The following is a 19,145-nucleotide window of genomic DNA, read 5'->3' on the forward strand; positions in this document are numbered from 1 at the left end:
GCCCCCATCAGGGCGCAGCGGTGCCGCAGCCGGCATGGCGGGGCCGCGCCGCCCGTCCGCCTCCACCGATGGGACAGCACATGAGCGACAGGACCCCCCGCACCGCGGACGACTCCCCGGGGCCTCCCGGGGCCGTCCTGGCGCACCTGAGCGAGTCGACCGTGCTCCTGGATGTCCACGGCGCGGACCGGGACGGCGTCATCCGGCAGCTCGCCGAGCTCGGCGCGCACACGGGGCGGGCCTACGACGCGGACGAGACCGTCGCGGCGGCCCTGGCCCGGGAGGAGGAGGGCTCCACCGGGGTGGGCCACGGCGTGGCCCTGCCGCACGCCCGGTCCGCAGGGGCCGAGCGGCCGATGGTCGCCTTTGCCCGCAGCAGGGACGGCGTGGAGTGGAACGCGCTGGACGGCGAGCCCGTCCACCTCGTCTTCCTGATCTCCCTCCCCCGGGAGCGGTCCGGGGACGAGCACCTCGAGCTGCTGGCCGAGCTCTCCGAGGCCCTGGCCGGGGAGCCCTGCCGGCAGGCCCTCCTCGGCGCGGGGAGCGCCTCCGAGGTGCTGGCCGTGCTGGAGGACGCGCTGGGCTGAGCGGTCAGGGCCGGAAGCGCCACTCGGTGCGGGAGCGGTAGGTCCCGCCCGGGCGCAGGACGGGGTCGGAGAGCTCGGGGCGGTTGGGGGAGTCGGGGTGGCGCTGGGGCTCCAGGGCCACCCCGTCGCCCTGGCGGTACCGGCGCCCCGAGCTTCCGGTGGCGTCCAGGGCGTTGCCCGTGTAGACCTGCAGGGCCGGCTGATCGGTCCACAGCTCCACGGACCGCCCGCTCGCCGGGTGCTCCAGCCGCGCCGCCCGGCGCAGGCCCGACCCCCGCAGATCGAAGGAGTGGTCGATCCCGCCCACGGCGATCGTCTGCGGGTGCTCCGCCCGCACCCGGTCCCCGATCCGGGCCGGTGCCGTGAGGTCGAACGGCGTCCCGGCCACGGCGGCGAGGCCGCCCAGCGGCAGGCCGTCCGGGCCCACGGGGAGGTACCGGTCGGCCTCGACGGTGAGCCGGTGGTCGTCGACGGTCCCGGCCCCCTCCCCGGCGAGGTTGAGGTAGACGTGGCTCGCGGGTCCGACCACGGTGGGGGCGTCGGTGCGGGCCTCCAGGTCCAGGCTCACGACGTCCTCCGCGACGGCGTAGGCGGCGCGCAGGACGAGCCGGCCGGGGAAGCCCTGGTCCCCGTCCGGGCTGACCAGCTCCAGCACCAGCCGGCCGGGACCGGCGTCCAGCACCTGCCAGGTGCGGCGGTGGAAGCCGTCGGGTCCTCCGTGCAGGGTGTTGCCGCCCTCGTTGGCCGCCAGCTGCACGAGCTCGCCGTCGAGGCCGAAGCGGGCGCCCGCGATCCGGTTGGCGCAGCGGCCCACGACCGAGCCCAGGTACGCGTCCGCGTGCGCGGCGTAGCCGGCGGCGTCCGGGTGGCCCAGGACCACGTTCGTGCTGCCGCCCGAGCCGTCGGGCACGTGCAGGGCCTGCACGGTGGCGCCGAGGTCGAGCACGCGCAGGCTCAGCCCGCCCGGGGCGCGGAGGGTGTGCGCGGTGACCTGCCGGCCGTCGGGCAGCGTGCCGAAGTCCTGCGGGGCGGTCTCACCGCGCACGGCGGTCTCCGGCCGAGGAAGGGGACCAGCCGGCGGTCCGGTCCCGCAGGGTGCGGTAGGCCTCCACGACCTCGGGCGTCGGCACCGCCTCGTACTCCCTGGCGCCCGCGAGCGGCCAGGCAGGGGGCTCCTCGGCGCCCGCGAGGGCCCAGGCGGCCTGCCGGGCGGCCCCGAGGGCCACGTACTCCCCGGGGGCGGGCACGAGCACGGGCCGGCCGAGCACGGCCGGAGCGAGCCGGCGCACCGCCTCGGACTGCGCGCCGCCGCCGATCAGGAGGATCCGCTCCGCGGCGGCGCCGGTGGTCCGCTCGAGCGCCGCCACGCCGTCGGCGAGGGAGCAGAGCAGGCCCTCCACGCAGGCCCGCGCGATGTCCTCGCGGCCGGTGCGCGACGACATCCCGTGCAGGGTGGCGCGGGCCTCGGGGCGGTCGGGGGTGCGCTCGCCGTCGAGGTAGGGCAGCAGCGTGACGCCGCCGGCCCCGGGGCGGGCGGCCAGGGCCAGGGCGGAGAGCCCGGCGTGGTCGACCCCGAGGACCCGGGCCCCGAACTCCAGGATCCGCGCGGCGTTGAGGGTCGTGGCCATGGGCAGGTACCGGCCGGTGGCGTCGGCGAAACCGGTCACGAGCCCGGCCGGGTCCGCCGTGCGGGTCTCCGAGACCATGGCCGCGACCCCCGAGGTGCCGATCGACAGGGACACGTCCCCGGGGCCGAGTGCGAGGCCCAGCGCGGCGGCCATGTTGTCGCCGGTGCCGGCCGCGAGCACCGCCCCGGAGGCAGTGCGGCCCACGGCCTCGTGCGGGGCGGCGGCCACCTGCGGCAGCTCGGCGTCGTGGCCGAGGGCCTGCTCGACGAGCTCGTGCTTCCAGGCTCCGGTGCGCGTGGAGAAGTAGCCGGTGCCGGAGGCGTCGCCGCGGTCGGTGCTGAAGGCGCCCTTGTCGGTGCCGAGGTGCCAGGAGAGGTAGTCGTGGGGCAGCAGCACCCGGTGGGTGCGGGCGGCGTGCTCCGGTTCGTGCTCCGCCATCCAGCGCAGCTTGGTGGACGTCATGGACGCGACCAGCACGCTGCCGAGCTCCTCGGCGCAGGGGGCCGCGCCGCCCATCTCCTCGACGAGCCGGCGGGCCTGCGGCGCCGAGCGGGTGTCGTTCCACAGGAGGGCGTCGCGCACCACGCGATCCTGCTCGTCGAGGGCGACCATCCCGTGCTGCTGGCCGCCGACGGACACCGCGGCGGCCTCGTCGAGGAAGGGGCCGGCGGCGTCGTCGAGCGCGGCGAGCCAGGCGCGCGGGTCCACCTCGGTGCCGTCGGGGTGGGCGGCGCGGCGCTGCGCGAGCACCTCGCCGGTGCCGGCGTCGACGAGCAGCGCCTTCGTGGACTGGGTGGAGGAGTCGATGCCCAGGACGGTCGTGCGTGCCATGAAGAACCTCGGTGCGGGGTCGGGGCGGGGGCGGCCGGGGAGACCGCGGGAAGGGACGGGAGGTGCCCGGCCCGGCGCAGGGGGGCGTGCGCCGGGCCGGGCCGGTACGGGGTCCGGCACCCGGGATCGGGGGGAGCGGGGGGCGGGTGCCGGACCCCGGGCGGGTCAGCCGCGGGCGCCCATGAGGTGCTCGACGGCGAGCTGGTGCAGGCGCACGAAGCCGTAGTTGCGCTCGGAGGGCCCGGTCAGGTCGAGGTCCTCGTAGACGCTGCGGTCGGCCAGGAAGGCCTGCAGGTCCTCGCCCTCGGCGAGGGTCGGCTCGCCGAGCTCGAGGACGCCGGACTGCGCCATGGCCTCCTGCACGTCGGGGTCCTGGCGGAAGGCCACGGCCCGCTGCTTCAGGAGCAGGTACATCTGCATGTTCGCCGCGGCGGAGTCCCAGACGCCGTCGACGTGCTCGGTGCGGGAGGGCTTGTAGTCGAAGTGCCGGGCCCCCTGGTAGGCCCCCGGCTTGGACGGGAACCCGTTCTCCAGCAGGTCGACCGTGAAGAAGGCGCTGATCAGGTTGCCGTGGCCGAACACCAGGTCCTGGTCGTACATCGGGCCGTTCTGCCCGTTGAGGTCGATGTGGAACAGCTTCTCGCACCACAGCGCCTCGGCGAGGCCGTGCGTGTAGTTGAGGGTGGCCATCTGCTCGTGCCCGGTCTCCGGGTTCACGCCCACGACGTCCCCGTGGTCGAGCCGGTCGATGAAGGCGAGCGCGTGCCCGATGGTGGGCAGGAAGATGTTGCCGCGGGGCTCGTTGGGCTTCGGCTCGATGCCGATGCGCATGTCGTAGCCCTGGGACTTGATGTACCCGGCCACGGTGTCGATGCCCTCGGCGTAGCGGTCGAGGGCCGCGTAGAGGTCCTTGGAGGAGTCGTACTCGGTGCCCTCGCGCCCGCCCCACATCACGAAGGTCGTGGCGCCGAGCTCGGCGGCGAGGTCCACGTTGCGCAGCACCTTGCGCAGGCCGTAGCGCCGGACCCGCCGGTCGTTGGACGTGAAGGCGCCGTCCTTGAAGACCGGCTCCGCGAAGGTGTCGGTGGTGACCATCTCGCAGACCATGCCGGTCTCGTCGATGGTCTGCTTGAGCTGCCCGATCAGCTTCTCGCGCTGCGCCTCGGACGCGTCGAAGGGGATCAGGTCGTTGTCGTGGAAGGTGAAGCCCCAGGCGCCGAGCTCCTTCAGCTTCCGCACGGACTCGAGGGGGTCGAGGTCGGGCCGGGAGGCGGTGCCGAACTGGTCGCGGGCCGCCCAGCCGACGGTCCAGAGACCGAAGGAGAACTTGTCCGCGGGGGACGGGGCGAGCGTGCTGGACGCCGAGGTGACGGGGGACGCGGTGGGCATCGGAGTTCCTCTCCCTTTGGGTTAGTTACCGTTACTTACTCTAGGTGCTGGAGTACCGTGGGGAAAGACCGGCGGGAGTTTTTTTCTTTCCCGCCGATCGGCCGGGATCCGCGCCGGACCCGTCCCCGCCCGCACCAGAGGAGAGCCGCCCGTGCAGTCGAGCCACCTGCGGGAGCACAACCTCTCCACCGTGCTCCGCGCCGTCGCCGGGGCGGAGGCCCCGGTCTCCCGGGCCGGGCTCGCGAAGCGCACGGGCCTCACCAAGCCCACGGTCTCCAAGCTGGTGCAGGAGCTGCTGGAGGCCGGGTTGCTCGTCGAGGGGCAGCAGGCGGCGGCCCGGGTGTCCGGCCGGCCGATGATCCCCCTGACCGTGGCCCGGGGGACCGTGCTGGGCGTGGGCCTGGAGATCGCCGCCGACCACCTCGCGTGCCTGGTCACGGACCTCGGCGGCCGCGTCCTGCACGAGGAGTTCCGGTTCGGGGCCTTCGCCGGGGCCTCCGTGGACGAGGTCGCCTCCGAGCTGGCCGGCCTGCTCGAGGCCGCCCTGTCCCCGCGCCGGGACGTGCCCCTGGCCGGGGTCTGCGTCTCGGTCCCCGGCCGGCTCTCCACGGACGGCGCCACCGTGCTCTCCGCCCCCAACCTGGCCTGGCGGGACGTCCCGCTGGTCGAGCGGCTCCGCCGGCTCCCGCCGTTCCGGGCGGCGGCGCTCACCGCCGGCAACGACAGCATGCTCGCCGCGCGCACGGAGGTCCTGCGCCGGCCCGGGGAGTCCTTCCTGTTCCTGCACGGCCAGACCGGCATCGGGGGCGCCGTGGTCCTGGAGGGGCGCATCCACCGGGGCGAGCACGGCTGGGCCGGGGAGCTGGGCCACGTCACGATCACCCCCGGCGGGGAGCTGTGCCGGTGCGGCCGGCGCGGCTGCCTCGAGGCCTACGCCAGCTACCACGCGCTGCGGGGCCGGACGGGACTGCCGGAGGACGTCCGGATCGAGGACCTCGTGGCGGCCACGGCCGAACGGCTGCGGAGCCGGGCGGCGGTCATGGAGATGATCGGGCGGCCCCTGGGCGTGGTGCTCGCGAACTCGATGAACCTGCTGGACCTGTCGACGGTCGTGCTCTCCGGGTACTTCGCCCCCATCGCGCCGGAGCTGGAGCCCGTGCTGCGCGAGGTCCTCGAGGCGCACGCCCTGACGGCGGAGGTGGGGCCCGTCGAGATCCAGCGCTCGGCGGCGGACGCCCGTCCCGCCCTGACCGGTGCGGCCGCGACGGCGCTCGAGCCGATCCACGACTCCCCGGCCCGCTGGATCGACCGGCGCTGATCGGCCGGCGCCGATCCGCCGGCGCCCCGCGGCCGGTCCCCGCACGGAACGACGACGGGGCCCGCTCGTGCGAGCGGGCCCCGTCGCGCTCCAGCCGGACGATCGGCTCAGCGGAACGCGGGGTGGTGCTTCCACTTCGCGTCGCCGCCCGGCTGGGACCGGACCAGGGTCTCCTGCAGCGCGTCGTAGGCGGGCTTGCGCTCGTAGTCGCCCTCCATGGTCAGGGCGTCCCCGTAGCCGGGGAAGGTGTTCGGCACCCAGGAGTGCTCGTCGAGCACGCCCCACACGGTGAAGGAGTTGCAGTCCTCCACGGCCAGGCACGCCTCGAGGGCCATGCGGTACCAGTCGGCCTGCTGCTGCCGCAGCTCCTCGCTCATCCGGTCGTCCTCGTCGACCGGGCCGCGGACGTCGATCTCGGTGACGGCCGTCTCCAGGCCGAGGTCGTCGAAGCGCTGGAGGTTCTGCTGCATGCGCCCGTCGAAGCCGTACTGGAGGCCCAGGTGGGTCTGCATGCCGAAGCCGTGGACGGGCACGCCCTGGGCGAGCAGGTCCTGGATCAGCGCGTAGTAGGCGTCGGACTTCGCGTTGAGGCCCTCCACGTTGTAGTCGTTGAAGAACAGCTGGGCGTTCGGGTCCGCGTCGTGGGCCCAGCGGAAGATGTCGGCAATGATCCCCGGCCCCAGCTCGCGCAGCCAGATGTTGTCCTCCGTGCGCAGCCGGCCGCTGTCGTCGAAGATCTCGTTGGCGACCTCCCACTGCTGGATCCGGCCCTCGTAGTGGCCGACCACCGTGTAGATGTGCTCCTTGAGGACGGCCCGCAGCTCCTCGGGGGTGTGGTCCCCGTTCTCGAGCCAGTCGGGGTTCTGGCTGTGCCAGAAGAGGGTGTGGCCGCGCACGACCTGCCCGTTGGCCTCGGCGAAGTCGACGATGTCGTCGGCGGGGCCGAAGTCGTACACGCCCTCCTCGGGGTGGATGAACTCCCACTTCATCTGGTTCTCCGGGGTCAGGGAGCTGAACTCCCGGGCCAGGACCGAGCGGTACTCGGGGTCGGAGGGGAAGGGCTCCGGGTAGTCGGCGCTGGTGTGGTGGCCTCCGCCGGCCACGGCGCTGCCGATGCGGAAGTCCTCCGGCGTGTTCCAGCGCAGGGTGTCCTGCTTCGCCAGGCCGGGGGGCCGGGAGTCGGGGGCGGCGGTCGCGGCCTGGGGGGCCACGGTGAGGCACAGGGCGGCGACGGCGGTGGCCGCCCCGGCGCGGAGGATGGGGGCTCGTCTGCTCATCTCGGGGATTCCTTCGTCGGGGATGGGGGATGGGGGATGGGGGATGGGGGATGGGGGGGGGATGGGAACGGGGGAGGGGGTCGGCGGGACGGCGGGAGTCGGAGGGGCGGGTGGACGGGGCGCGGGCCGCTGCGCGGCCCGCGCCCCGGGCTCAGGAGGCGTCGGCGGCCGTGGCGAGGGCGCGGTCGGCGGCCCGGACCTCGACGGGGGTCGTGAGGACGCGGTCGGCGTCCTCCACGTCCCGCACCGCGCCGGTGACCGTGAACCGGCCCTCGAGGGGCAGGTCCTCGCTGGAGGACCCGGCCCGGAGCACGAACTCGCCCGGCTCCACGATCCGGCGCATGGCCCGGCCCGTGAACGAGGTGCGGTCGGCGTGCAGGGAGAAGACCACGCGGGCGCTCTGCCCCGCCTCGAGCGCGATCTTGGCGAAGCCGACGAGCATCTTCAGCGGCCGGACGACCTGGGCGACGGGGTCGCTCAGGTACAGCTGGACGACCTCCTGGCCGGCCCGCTCGGAGGTGTTGGTCACGGTGACCGCGACGTCCACGGTGCCGTCCGTGCCGATCTCGGCCGCGGAGAGCTCGAGCGCGTCGTAGGCGAAGCTCGAGTACCCGATGCCGTGGCCGAACGGGTACAGCGGCCGGGGGTCGAGGTTCGAGACGCCCTCCGAGTACCCGCCCAGGGCGGGAGCCAGGTAGGTGCCGGGCTGGCCGCCCACGTGCTGGGGGATCCCCACGGGCAGCCGCCCGGAGGGGTTCACCCGGCCGGAGAGCACCCCGGCGACGGCGTGCCCGCCCTCCTCGCCCGGCATGAAGGCCTGGACGACGGCCGCGCAGCGGTCGTCGAACGCGCCGAGGCTGTAGGGACGCCCCGTGACGAGCACGAGGACCACCGGGGTGCCCGTGGCGAGCACCGCCTCGACGAGGTCCGCCTGCCGGCCGGGCAGGGACAGGTCGACGACGTCGCAGCCCTCGCCGGAGGTGCCCGTGCCGAACAGCCCCGCTAGGTCGCCCACGGTCACGACCGCGAGGTCGGCGTCCTCGGCGGCGGCCACGGCCTCGGCGATGCCGCTGGTGTCCGGGTCGGTGAAGTCGACGCCGCGGGCGTGCCGGAAGACGGTCCGCCCGCCCGCGAACTCCTCGGCGAGGGCGTCGACGATCGAGGTGATCTCGATCCCGGTGCCGGACTCGCCGAACCGGGACAGGACGTGGTTGGTGAAGCTGTAGCAGCCGAGGAAGGAGCGGGGCTGGCCGGCGCTGGGGCCGATCACCGCGACCTTCCGGGCGGTGTCCTGGGCGAGCGGCAGGACGCCGTCGTTCTTGAGCAGGACGACGGACTCCTCGGCCATCCGGCGGGCGAGCCGCCGGTTTCCCGGGGAGTCGAGGTCCACGGCCCCGCCCGCGGTGCCGGGGTCGAAGCCCTCGTCGAGCAGGCCGAGCTCGACCTTCTGCGTGAGCACCCGCCGCACGGCGCGGTCGAGCAGGGACTCGTCGAGCTCGCCGTCCCGCACGGCACCGGCGAGGTCGGCGAAGCAGCCGGTCTCGGGCAGCTCGACGTCCATCCCCGCGGCCAGCGACTGGACGCCGGCGTCGCGGGCGTCCGCGGCCACGTGGTGCATGGACTCGAGGAAGCTCACGGCCCAGTAGTCGGACACGACCGTGCCCTCGAAGCCCCACGTCTCCCGCAGGAGCGTGGTGAGCAGCTCGGGGTCGGCGACGGGCGGGACGCCGTCGACGTCCGCGTAGGAGTTCATCACCGCGCCGGCCCCGCCGAGCTTGACGGCCATCTCGAAGGGCACGAGCACGACGTCCCGGAGCTCCCGCGGTCCGATCGAGACCGGGGCGTGGTTGCGCCCGGCGCGGGAGGCGGAGTAGCCCGCGAAGTGCTTCAGGGTGGCGACGACGCCGGCCTCCTGGAGCCCGCGGACGTACTCGGTGGTCAGGGCGCCCACGAGGTAGGGGTCCTCGCCGACGGTCTCCTCGACCCGGCCCCAGCGGTAGTCCCGGACGACGTCGAGGACGGGGGACAGGCCGAGGTGGACGCCCACGCCCTTCATGTCGGTCCCGATGTGCCGGGCCATGGTGCGGACCAGCTCGGGGTCGAAGGCGGCGCCCCAGGCGATCGCGGCCGGGTAGCAGGTGGCCCCGAGGGTCGTGAACCCGGTGAGGCACTCCTCGTGGGCGATGGCGGGGATCCCGAGCCGGGAGGTCGCCACGACCTGGCGCTGCAGGGTGCGCAGGTGCTCCACCCCGTCCGCGGCGGAGATCGGCGCGCTGCCGAAGGCGCGGGTGATGTGGCCCAGCCCGTGGGCGATCGCGGCCTCGAAGGTCGAGCGGTCGTCGGCGAAGGCGGACTCCATGGGGGCCGCGCCGCCCGTGGCCTCCTCCGGGTCGGGGCGCAGCCAGTAGCTGCCGAGCTGACCGGCCTTCTCCTCGAGGGTCAGCTCCTGCAGCAGGGCGTCGACGCGTTCGGCGACGGGGCGGGCGGGGTCGTTCCAGGGTGCGGTCTCGGGTGCTGTCATGGGGGTGCTCTTTCTGGTCGGTGGGCGCGTCACTTGCCGAAGCCGGCGGTGAGCCCGGCCACGAGGTGCCGGCGCCCGAAGATGTAGAGGACGAGGATCGGCAGGGCCGACAGGACGACGGCGGCCAGGACGGCGGGGACGTCGGCCTGGAACTCCCCCTGGTAGGTCCACAGGGACAGGGGCAGCGTGCGCTTGTCGGAGCTCTGGGTGAGGATCAGCGGGAACAGGAAGTTGTTCCAGCTGTTCAGCGCGTTGTAGACGCCCACGGTGGTGATGGCCGGCACGCTCAGCGGGAGGACCAGCCGGAGGAAGACCCGCCAGTCGCCCGCCCCGTCGAGGGTCATGGACTCGTAGAGCTCGTTCGGGATGTCCCGCATGAAGTTGGTCAGGATCAGGACCGTGATCGGGATCCCCGAGGCGATGCCGGGCAGGACCAGGGCGGTGAGGGTGTCGTAGAGGCCCAGCTGGACGATGATCAGGTAGACCGGGATGATCGTCGCCTGGATCGGGATGGCGATGCCCAGCAGGAACAGCTGGTTGGAGAACACGGCCAGCCCGGTCCTGCTGCGCACGATCACGTACGAGGCGAGCAGGGACAGGAACACGATCCCGGCGACCGTGCAGACGACCACCACCACGCTGTTCACGAAGTACTGGGCGAACTGGTTCTCCAGGACGGTGGCGTACGGGGCGAACGTCGGGGACGAGGGCACCAGCGGGTTCGTGGAGTAGTAGTCCTCGCGGGGCTTCAGGCTCGTGATGGCCATGTAGTAGATCGGGATGATGATCGCGGCCAGCCACAGCCACCCGCCCACGGCCGCCGGGATGTTCGGGACGCCCCGGCGGCGGGATCGGGAGCGGGGCGCGCTCCCGGCGGGTGCGCTCTCGGACTGCGTGCTCTCGGGACGGGCGTCCGCGAGTCGTGTGCTCATGGGACTATGCACCTTCCGCCTGGCTCTCCATCTTGTCGGCCCCGGTGAGCCGTTGCAGGCCGAGGGCGAGCGTGAGCCCCACGGCGACGAGGATGACCGCCAGGACACTGGCCTCGCCCATCTGGTTGCTGCGGAATCCGGTCAGGTACATGTCCAGGGGCAGGATGCGGGTCGCGGTGCCGGGCCCGCCCCCGGTGAGGCTGAAGACGAGGTCGAAGTAGGTCAGGGAGCCGACCAGCATAAGCGTGGAGGACGTCACGATCGTGTACTTCAGCTGCGGCAGCGTGATCGAGAAGAACTTGCGCACCGTTCCCGCGCCGTCGATCGTGGCGGCCTCGTACATGCTCTGCGGGATCTGCCGGACCCCCGCCTGGTAGAGCAGCGAGTGGAACGGGATGAAGGACCACGAGATGACGAACACGACGACGTAGAACGCCAGGCTCGGATCGCCCAGCCAGTCCTGGCTGAGCAGCGCCGAGTCGAACGCCCTCGAGAGCCCGAAGTTCGGGTCGAGCAGGGCCCGGAAGGCGATGCCGACCGCCGCGGCGGAGAAGAGCATCGGCAGGAAGTACAGCACGGAGAGGAACTCCCGGTACCGCTGGCGGCCGGCCATGAACACGCCGAGCAGGAGGCTCAGCGGGAACTGCACGGCGTAGCTCAGCAGCGTCAGCTTGACGGTCAGCCACATGGCCTGCAGGGACACCGGGTCCTCGAGCACCGAGGCCCAGTTGTCCCCGCCCGCCCACTGCGGCGTGCCCAGCCCGTCCCACTGCATGAAGGACAGGACCAGGACCCCGAGCAGCGGGCCGATCGAGAAGATGCCGAAGAAGACCAGGGCGGGGGCCAGCAGCCAGTTGCTGGGGCCGGCCCCCGCCCGGCGCGTCCGCCTCGACGGCGTGCGCTTCAGCATCACAGCGTGCCGTTCATCGCGGTCTGGAACTCCTCCGGGCTCATCTCGCCGGCGAAGACCTGGCTGAGGTTGGTCAGCAGGGCCTGCCCCTGGTCGGCCGGGAGCGCCTGGTCCCAGGACAGCTGGAAGTGGGGCGCGTCCTGGACCATCGAGTAGGCGAAGTCGAGGTACTCCGGGTGCTCGGTGTCGGCGATCTGGTCCTCCACACCGTCCACGGCGGGGATCAGCCCGGCGTCGAAGAGCGTGTCGACCGCGGTGTCGTCGAGGTTCATCTCGTTCAGGTACTCGATGGCCGTGGCCTGCTGCTCCTCGCTCGCGTCCGCGGAGACGGCCCAGAAGTTCGCCGGGTTGCCCACGATGTTCTGCGGGTCGCCCTGTCCGCCCTCGATCACGGGGAACTCGGTGTAGCCCAGGTTCCCCTCGGCGGTCCACTCGGGGGCGTCGGTGAGGAAGCTGGAGTAGACCCAGCTGCCGTGCAGCATCATGGCCGCCTGGTCGGTGTGCACGAGGGCCACGTCGGCGCCCGCGTCGGCCACCACCGACCCGTAGGTGTCGCCGAAGCCGCCGGCCTCGACGAGCTCCTGGATCTTCTCCAGGGACTCGGTGATCGCGGGGTGCGACCACGCGCCCTCCTCGCCGTCCACGACGGCCTGGAACACCTCGGGCCCGCCGATCCGGTCGGTGAGGTACTGGATCCACATGAGGTACGGCCACTGGCTGGAGCCGGCCACGGAGATCGGCGTGACGCCCTCGGCCTTGAAGGCCTCCACCGCGTCCAGCATCTCCTCCCAGGTGGTGGGGACCTTCACCCCCGCCTCCTCGAAGAGCTTGGTGTTGTAGTACAGGATGACCGGCTGGGTGTTGTTGTTCGGGACGGCGTAGAGCGTGCCGTCCACCTTGCCGGTCTCCAGCACGGAGTCGAGGGCCCGCTCCTCCATCTCGGGCACCTCGCCGGTCAGCTCCACCACGTTGCCGTTCTCGACGTAGCTCTCCAGGTTGTCGCCGCCCCAGTTGTAGATCAGGGTCGGTGCGTTGCCGGAGCCCACGCTCGTGCGGATCTTCTCCTTGAAGGCGTCGTTCGCGAAGTACTCGGCGCTGACCGGGGTGTCGGGGTGGTTCTCGTTCCAGGCCTCGAAGGAGGTGCGGAAGGTCTCCTCGGCGCCGCCCGTGAGGGTCCAGGCGGTGGCCCCGCCGTCCCCGCCGGCCTGGGCGCCGCCGCCGCCGCACCCGGCGAGGGCCAGGGCCGCGGCGCCCACCAGAGCGATGCGGGACAGGGAGCGGCGGGAGAAGGGGGCCCGGTGCGCGCCGGCGGGCGCGGGGCGGAGGCTGCGGTGGGTGGACATGGCGTTCTCCTCATCGTTGAGCGATACGTTGCGCTTACGAAACTTTTCGTATAGCGTTTCGCTGCGAGAAGAGTAAGTGGCCTGTTTCACACCCGTCAACCCCCAGGTGTGACCGGGGACACTGCTCCGGGGTGCGGCGAAACGTTTCGTCGTCCCCCGAGGATCCGCCCGGCGCCCGAGGAGACCGTTGCCATGAAGCGAACCACGTTGAGCCAGGTCGCCGCGCAGGCCGGCGTCTCCAAGGGCACGGTCTCCAAGGTGCTCAACGGCCGCCCGGACGTGGGGGAGGACACGCGGGAGAAGGTGCGGGCCGCGGTCGCCGCCCTGGGCTACACGGGCTCGGCCGCCCGCCGGCCCCGGCCGGCCATCGTGCTCGTCTTCGACACCCTGGAGAGCAACTACTCCCTCCAGGTCATGGCCGGTGCGGTGGACGCCTGCGGCCGCGCCGACGCCGACCTGCTGCTGAGCACGCTGCCGAGCCTCGAGCAGGGCGACGTCCCCCCGTTCTCCGACGAGTGGTTCGCCCGCTGCGGCCGCCGGGGCGAGACCGCGGTCATCGCGGTCACCACGCCGCTGACCGCGGAGCAGGTGGCCGCCGCGGCCCACGCGCAGGTCCCGCTGGTGGCCATCGACCCCGTGAACAGCCTCCCGTCCACGGTGCCCAGCATCGGCTCCACCAACTGGGCCGGCGGGTACGAGGCCACCACCCACCTCCTGGAGCTGGGGCACCGCCGGATCGGCCACCTCGGCGGTCCGGGGCAGTCCCTCCCGGCCCGCGAGCGCCTGGCCGGATACCGCAGCGCCCTCGAGGGCGCGGAGGTCCCGCACGACCCGGAGCTCGTGACGGGCAACGGCTTCAGCTACGAGGCCGGCTTCGCCGGGGCCCAGGAGCTGCTCGAGCTCGGGCACCCGCCCACGGCGCTGTTCGCGGCCTCCGACGAGTCGGCGCTCGGCGCCTTCGAGGCGGCGCGGCAGGCGTCCCTGCGGGTGCCCGAGGACCTCAGTGTCGTCGGCTTCGACGACACGCTGATCGCCCGCTGGGCCTCGCCCAAGCTGACCACGGTGCGCCAGCCCCTGCACGCGATGGGCGAGATGGCCGTCGAGCGCGCCGTCACCCTCCTGGCCGGCGGCTCGCGCCGGGCCCACCCGCTCCAGCTGCAGACCTCGCTCGTCGAGCGCTCCTCCACCGCGCCGCCCCGGGGCGGCGCCGTCGCGGAGGGGACGACGCCGTGACCGCGCCCGGATTCCCCGCCGCCGTCCTGTGGGACTTCGACGGCACGCTCGTGGACACCGAGCCGATCTGGCTGGAGCTGGAGCGCGAGGAGCTCGAGTCGCTCGGCGGCACGTGGAGCCCCGGGCTCGCGGACGAGCTCGTCGGGACCACCATGGCGGCCACGGCCGGGATCCTGCTGCGCCGCGCCGGTCGCCCTGACCCCTCCGCGGACGAGGTCGAGACGGTCGCGGACCGGCTCGAGCGCGCCATGCACGCCCGCCTCGGCGGGGGAGCGGTCCGGTGGCAGCCAGGTGTCGAACGGCTGCTCGAGGAGCTCGGGGCGGCCGGCGTGCCGTCGGCGATCGTCTCCTCCTCGCCCGCGGCGCTGCTCCGCGCCACCGTGCGCACCCTGCCCCCCGGGGTCTTCTCCGCCGTGGTCGCCGGCGACCACGGGCACCGGCCCAAACCGCACCCGGCCCCGTACCTGGCCGCCTGCGAGCTGCTGGGCGTGGCGGCCGCGGACTGCGTCGTCGTCGAGGACTCGCCCCCGGGGGCCGCCGCGGGGACCGCCGCCGGGGCGTGGGTCGTCGCGGTCCGCGGCGTCATACCCGTGGAACACGCCCCCCGGCGCCTCGTCGTGGATAGCCTGGAGAGCATCGATCTCCCGCTCCTGCGGAGCCTGCCGCGCACCGGACCCGCCCCGCGGCCCGGGCACCGCCCGCCACGTCGATCGGAGCAGTCATGAGCGACCCGCAGCGGATCCTCGCCATCACCGCGTGCCCCACCGGCATCGCGCACACCTTCATGGCCGCCGAGAACCTGGAACAGGCCGCGCAGCGGCTCGGCCACGAGATCAAGGTGGAGACCCACGGCTCGATCGGCGTCGAGAACGCGCTCACCGCCGAGGACATCGAGCGGGCGGACGCCGTGGTCGTCGCCGCCGACAAGCAGGTGGACCTCTCCCGCTTCGCCGGCAAGCGGGTGGTCACCGCTCCCGTGGCCGACGGGATCCGCCGGCCCGGCGAGCTCATCCGCGAGGCGCTCGCCGCGGCGCCCAGCGCCGGGGCCCCGCGCCAGGAGGACCGGGAGGAGACCCGCCCCGGGGTCGGCGCGACCGTCTACAAGGCGCTCATGAACGGCGTCTCGCACATGATCCCGTTCGTGGTGGCCGGCGGCCTGCTCCTGGCCGTCTCGCTGTCCCTGGGCGGCACCCCGACCCCCGAGGGGCTCGTCATCCCGGAGGACAGCTTCTGGTACGTGATCAGCCAGGTCGGCGTCCTCGCGTTCACGCTGATGGTGCCGGTCCTGTCCGGCTACATCGCCTACGCGATCGCGGACCGCCCCGGCCTCGCCCCCGGCATGATCGGCGGGTTCATCGCCAACACGGGAGCGCTCTACGGCTCCGAGTCCGGCGCCGGGTTCATCGGCGCGATCGTGACGGGCTTCCTGGCCGGCTACGTGGCCCTGGCGATCAAGAAGATCCCCGTGCACCGCTACATCGCCCCGATCTGGCCGATCATCGTCATCCCGGTGCTGACCACGCTGGTGGTGGCCCTGCTGTTCGTCCACGTCCTGGGGGCCCCCATCGCGGGCGCCTTCGCCGCGCTGACCTCGTTCCTCGCCGGGCTCGAGGGCGGCAGCGTCGTCCTGCTCGGCGCCGTCCTCGGCGCGATGATCGCGTTCGACATGGGCGGGCCCGTCAACAAGACCGCGTTCCTGTTCGGCGGCGGGCTCATCGCGGCCGGCAACGCCGCCCCGATGGGCATGGTCGCCGCGGCCATCGCCGTTCCGCCCCTGGGCATGGGGGTGGCCACGCTGCTGCGCCGCCGCTACTTCACCGCCCAGGAGCGCGAGTCCGGGATCGCGGCCCTGTTCATGGGCTTCTTCGGCATCACCGAGGGGGCCATTCCCTTCGCCGCCGCCCGCCCGCTGCAGGTCATCCCGGCGAACATGGCCGGCGGCACGGTCGCCGGGGCCGTGGCAGCCCTGCTGGCCGTCGAGGACAACGTCATGCACGGCGGCCCGATCGTCGCCGTCCTGGGCGCCGTGGAGAACGTGGCCGGGTTCTTCGTGGCGATCGCGGCCGGCCTGCTCGTGACGGCCCTGACGGCGCTGTTCCTGCTCGGCATCGGCGCCCGCCGGAACGGGCACGACGACGGCGCCGCGGCGGCGGACGGCGCGAGCACCGGGGCGGAGGACGCCCCGGTCGGTGCCGGGGAGCGCGAGCCCGTGGCGGTCGGTCCGGAGGGCGGATCCACCGCGGCGGCACCGGGGGCCGCAGCGGCCCCCGGACCGTCGGGCGCCTCGGCGGCGACCGCGACGGCGGTCTCCCCCGGCGCCTCGCCGGAGGAGCCGGCCGCAGCCCGTTCCGGGCGGCGGCCCACCGGCTCCGTCCTCGACCACCTGAGCGAGGACACCGTGCTGCTCGACGTCGGCGGCGCGGGCCGCGACGACGTCGTCCGCCGGCTCGTGGAGCTCGGCGCCGCCACGGGGCAGGTGCGGGACGTGGACGCCGTCGTCGCCGCGGCCCTGGCCCGGGAGGAGCAGGGCACCACCGGGGTGGGGCAGGGCATCGCGATCCCGCACGCCAAGGCGGCCGAGGTGGCCGCGCCCCTGATCGCGTTCGCCCGCAGCGCCGAAGGAGTGGAGTGGGAGTCCATGGACGGCGCACCCGTCCACCTGGTCTTCCTCATCGCGGTGCCGCAGGAGCAGGCCGGGGACGAGCACCTGAGGATCCTCGCCACCCTCTCCCGGGCGCTGACGAGGACCGAGTTCCGGAACGCCCTGCTCGGGGCGCGGAGCCGCGCCGAGGTGATCCGGGTCCTGGCGGACCGGCTGGGCTGAGGGCTCACACCTCCCGGATGAGGCGGGCCCTGCCGGCCTGCCAGCCGAAGACCGCCGCGAGCGCGCCGACCACGGCGAACATGACGCCGGCGGCGGCGAAGCCCCCGGTCCAGTGCAGCAGCTGCCCCACCAGGAACGTGCCGGAGGAGCCCAGACCGTAGCCGACGCCCTGCATCATGCCCGAGAGCCGCACCGCCATGTGGCTGCTGCGGGTGCGCAGGGCGATCATCGTCAGGGCCACCGCGGTGAGGCTGCCCTGGCCCAGGCCGAGCAGCCCGGTCCAGACCCAGATCAGCTCGGTCGGCCCGAAGATGGAGAGCACGAACCCGCCGCCCGCCATCAGGGCCACCACGGCGTTGAGCACCCGCTGGTCCGCCAGGCGTGCGGCCAGGACCGGCGCGAAGAGCGAGCCCGTCATCTGCAGCAGGATGGACACCGCCACGATCAGCCCCGCGGTGGCCCCGTCGATCCCGCGCTCGCGCAGGATGGGGGCCAGCCAGGCGAAGACGCTGAAGGACATCATCGCCTGGAAGACCATGAACAGGGTGATCTGCCAGGCCACCGCCGAGCGCCACGGGCCGGGCCCGCCGGTGCCGGGCGGCGGGGGGCCGGCGGTGCGGTGGTGGAGCGCCACCGGGACCAGCAGGAGCACCACGACCGCCGCGGGGACCGCCCACACCGCCAGGGAGCCGCGCCAGGAGTCCGTGGCCTGGTACACCGGGTAGGTGAGGCCCGCGCCGAGGGCGGCGGAGGCACAGATCGCGGTGGTGTAGAGCCCGCTCATCAGGCCGATGCGGTGGGCGAAGTCCCGTTTCACGATGGAGGGCAGCAGCACGTTGCCCAGGGCGATCGCGGCGCCGCACGCGACCGTCCCCGCGAGCAGCAGGGGCAGGGCGCTCGCCCCGGGCAGCGGGAGCCCGCGGGCCAGCAGGCCCAGGGTCAGGACCACCATGGCGCCCAGCAGCACGTTCTCCGGACCGAACCGCCGGGCCAGGCGCGGCGCGAACGGCGCGAAGACGCCGAGCAGCGTGACGGGGGCCGTGGTCAGCACGGTGACCGCCCACCCGGGGAGACCGGCGGCCGCGGTGATCTCCGGGAGGATCGCGGAGAAGCTGGAGAAGACGGTGCGCAGGTTCAGGCCGACCAGCACCACGCACACGGCGAGGTAGACCAGCGCCCTGCGGGACGTCGGGGCCGTCGTCGGATCGGCGTGCGGGCTCGGCACGGGGGAGGTCTCCTTCCGGGGTGGCTCGCGGCCCGGAGGCCGGCGACGCCGGCCGCCCTCGAGCTGCGCGGGTCCACAGTACTCCGGGAACGCCGCCTCCCCTCCCGCCGGGCACGGTGCCGGACCCGGAGTGTGACGGGCGGGCCCGGCCGGCCGGGAGGCCTCCCAGGGGCCTTCGCTAGACTCTCAGGACGCCTCAGCAGCAGGGCCCGGTCCGCCGGGCGAGGGCGTCCGCGGCCGGAACGGTGGAGGAGTGCTCATGGGTGTGTCGGTGTCACCGGCCGATCCGGCCGGGCTGGCCGAGGTCGCCGACGCGGTGGTGCGGCTGGGGGAGCAGCTGCGGAACGCGACGGCCGACACCCTGGTGGATGCGGTGATCGAGCACGCGGTGCAGGTGCTGCCCGGGGCGCGGTGGGCGAGCATCACCACGCTGCGCCACGGCACGTTCCGCACCCTGGCCGCGACCGGGGAGACGGCCCGGGCCGCCGACGCGCTGCAGTACGAGCTGGGTGCGGGCCCGTGCGTGGACACGGTGCTGGAGGACAGCGTGCACTGCTCGGCGGATCTGGCCCGGGACGGGCGCTGGCCGGAGTACGGGGCGCGGGTCGCGCGGGAGCTGGGGATGCGCAGCGCCCTGGCCTACCGCCTGACCCTGGTCGCGGACCCGGACCTGCTGGCCGGGCTGAACCTGTACTCCGACGTCCCCGGCGCCTTCGACGCGTCCGCGCGGTGGACCGGCACGCTGCTGGCCACGCACGCCGCGTGGGCGGTGTCGCTGGCGCTGACCCAGCAGCGGGCGCAGAACCTGGAGGCCGCGCTGCGGTCCAACCGGGCGATCGGGACCGCCATCGGGGTGCTGATGGCCCAGCACAAGCTCACCCGGGAGCAGGCGCACGAGCTGCTGCGCGTGGCCAGCCAGGACGGCAACCGGAAGCTGGCCGAGATCGCCACGGAGGTCGTGGAGACCGGGCAGCTGTCCCTGCCGCGCCGGCCCGCCCGGTCCGCACCGGGCTCCCGGGGCGGCTGAGGCCTCTTCCGCCGGGACGTCCCACGGGCTCTCCCGGCGCCGCGGGCACGCATCGGGTCCCCGCCGGCCGGTCGCACCAGAAACACTCTGTACATAGTTA

15 protein-coding genes are annotated in these 19,145 nt (G+C 73.9%); 6 read left to right on the top strand and 9 right to left on the bottom strand.

Annotated features, from left to right (window positions below; genetic code table 11):
- Positions 1–80 precede the first annotated feature (80 nt).
- Positions 81–587, top strand: a complete 507-nt coding sequence (locus tag RCG67_RS13220) for a PTS sugar transporter subunit IIA (protein WP_368826877.1) — start codon at positions 81–83, stop codon at positions 585–587.
- Between the two features lie 4 nt (positions 588–591).
- On the opposite strand, the gene RCG67_RS13225 is transcribed toward RCG67_RS13220, so the two are convergent.
- The 3 genes from RCG67_RS13225 to xylA all read right to left on the bottom strand — a co-directional run bounded on the left by RCG67_RS13225 (position 592) and on the right by xylA (position 4,435).
- Positions 592–1,632 carry an aldose epimerase family protein gene (locus RCG67_RS13225; protein WP_368826879.1) on the bottom strand — a complete coding sequence of 347 codons (1,041 nt, stop codon included), beginning with the start codon at positions 1,630–1,632 and terminating at the stop codon, positions 592–594.
- A complete protein-coding gene (gene xylB, locus RCG67_RS13230; RefSeq protein ID WP_368826881.1) occupies positions 1,622–3,046 on the bottom strand; it encodes a xylulokinase in 1,425 nt (474 codons plus the stop codon). The genes RCG67_RS13225 and xylB overlap by 11 nt, the downstream gene beginning before the upstream one ends.
- Positions 3,047–3,211: 165 nt before the next feature.
- Positions 3,212–4,435 carry a xylose isomerase gene (gene xylA / locus RCG67_RS13235; protein WP_368826883.1) on the bottom strand — a complete coding sequence of 408 codons (1,224 nt, stop codon included), beginning with the start codon at positions 4,433–4,435 and terminating at the stop codon, positions 3,212–3,214.
- A 151-nt stretch (positions 4,436–4,586) separates the two neighbouring features.
- On the opposite strand from xylA, the gene RCG67_RS13240 reads away from it, so the two are divergent.
- The gene (locus RCG67_RS13240; protein WP_368826885.1) at positions 4,587–5,753 is read left to right on the top strand and encodes an ROK family transcriptional regulator; all 1,167 of its coding nucleotides are present in this window, start codon (positions 4,587–4,589) and stop codon (positions 5,751–5,753) included.
- Between the two features lie 107 nt (positions 5,754–5,860).
- Here RCG67_RS13240 and RCG67_RS13245 read toward each other — a convergent pair whose 3' ends face one another.
- The 5 genes from RCG67_RS13245 to RCG67_RS13265 all read right to left on the bottom strand — a co-directional run bounded on the left by RCG67_RS13245 (position 5,861) and on the right by RCG67_RS13265 (position 12,736).
- Complete coding sequence (locus RCG67_RS13245; protein WP_368826887.1) at positions 5,861–7,030, bottom strand: endo-1,4-beta-xylanase; 1,170 nt, start codon at positions 7,028–7,030, stop codon at positions 5,861–5,863.
- A 151-nt stretch (positions 7,031–7,181) separates the two neighbouring features.
- Positions 7,182–9,551, bottom strand: a complete 2,370-nt coding sequence (locus RCG67_RS13250) for a glycoside hydrolase family 3 N-terminal domain-containing protein (RefSeq protein ID WP_368826889.1) — start codon at positions 9,549–9,551, stop codon at positions 7,182–7,184.
- Positions 9,552–9,580: 29 nt separating this feature from the next.
- Positions 9,581–10,483, bottom strand: coding sequence for a carbohydrate ABC transporter permease (locus tag RCG67_RS13255; protein ID WP_368826891.1), 903 nt, complete (start codon positions 10,481–10,483; stop codon positions 9,581–9,583).
- A 4-nt stretch (positions 10,484–10,487) separates the two neighbouring features.
- On the bottom strand, positions 10,488–11,393 hold the full coding sequence (locus tag RCG67_RS13260; RefSeq protein WP_157571280.1) for a carbohydrate ABC transporter permease: 906 nt from the start codon (positions 11,391–11,393) through the stop codon (positions 10,488–10,490).
- The gene (locus RCG67_RS13265; protein WP_368826894.1) at positions 11,393–12,736 is read right to left on the bottom strand and encodes an extracellular solute-binding protein; all 1,344 of its coding nucleotides are present in this window, start codon (positions 12,734–12,736) and stop codon (positions 11,393–11,395) included. Before RCG67_RS13265 ends, RCG67_RS13260 begins: the two co-directional genes overlap by 1 nt.
- A 192-nt stretch (positions 12,737–12,928) precedes the next feature.
- Here RCG67_RS13265 and RCG67_RS13270 point away from each other — a divergent pair, with 192 nt between their 5' ends.
- From RCG67_RS13270 to RCG67_RS13280, 3 genes are read left to right on the top strand one after another with little or no spacing between them, the layout of a single operon-like run.
- Positions 12,929–13,969 (top strand): LacI family DNA-binding transcriptional regulator, encoded by a 1,041-nt coding sequence (locus RCG67_RS13270; RefSeq protein WP_368826896.1) that lies wholly within the window; start codon positions 12,929–12,931, stop codon positions 13,967–13,969.
- Positions 13,966–14,694 carry an HAD family hydrolase gene (locus RCG67_RS13275; protein WP_368826898.1) on the top strand — a complete coding sequence of 243 codons (729 nt, stop codon included), beginning with the start codon at positions 13,966–13,968 and terminating at the stop codon, positions 14,692–14,694. The genes RCG67_RS13270 and RCG67_RS13275 overlap by 4 nt, the downstream gene beginning before the upstream one ends.
- A complete protein-coding gene (locus tag RCG67_RS13280; protein ID WP_368826900.1) occupies positions 14,691–16,793 on the top strand; it encodes a fructose-specific PTS transporter subunit EIIC in 2,103 nt (700 codons plus the stop codon). Before RCG67_RS13275 ends, RCG67_RS13280 begins: the two co-directional genes overlap by 4 nt.
- A 4-nt stretch (positions 16,794–16,797) precedes the next feature.
- Here the strand turns inward: RCG67_RS13280 and RCG67_RS13285 are convergent, their stop codons facing one another.
- A complete protein-coding gene (locus RCG67_RS13285; protein ID WP_368826902.1) occupies positions 16,798–18,018 on the bottom strand; it encodes an MFS transporter in 1,221 nt (406 codons plus the stop codon).
- A 259-nt stretch (positions 18,019–18,277) separates the two neighbouring features.
- Here RCG67_RS13285 and RCG67_RS13290 point away from each other — a divergent pair, with 259 nt between their 5' ends.
- Positions 18,278–19,045 carry an ANTAR domain-containing protein gene (locus RCG67_RS13290; protein ID WP_368826904.1) on the top strand — a complete coding sequence of 256 codons (768 nt, stop codon included), beginning with the start codon at positions 18,278–18,280 and terminating at the stop codon, positions 19,043–19,045.
- The last annotated feature ends 100 nt before the right edge of the window (positions 19,046–19,145 follow it).

This window comes from Kocuria cellulosilytica (genome assembly GCF_040981245.1).
GTDB classification, from domain to species: Bacteria; Actinomycetota; Actinomycetes; order Actinomycetales; family Micrococcaceae; genus Kocuria; species Kocuria cellulosilytica.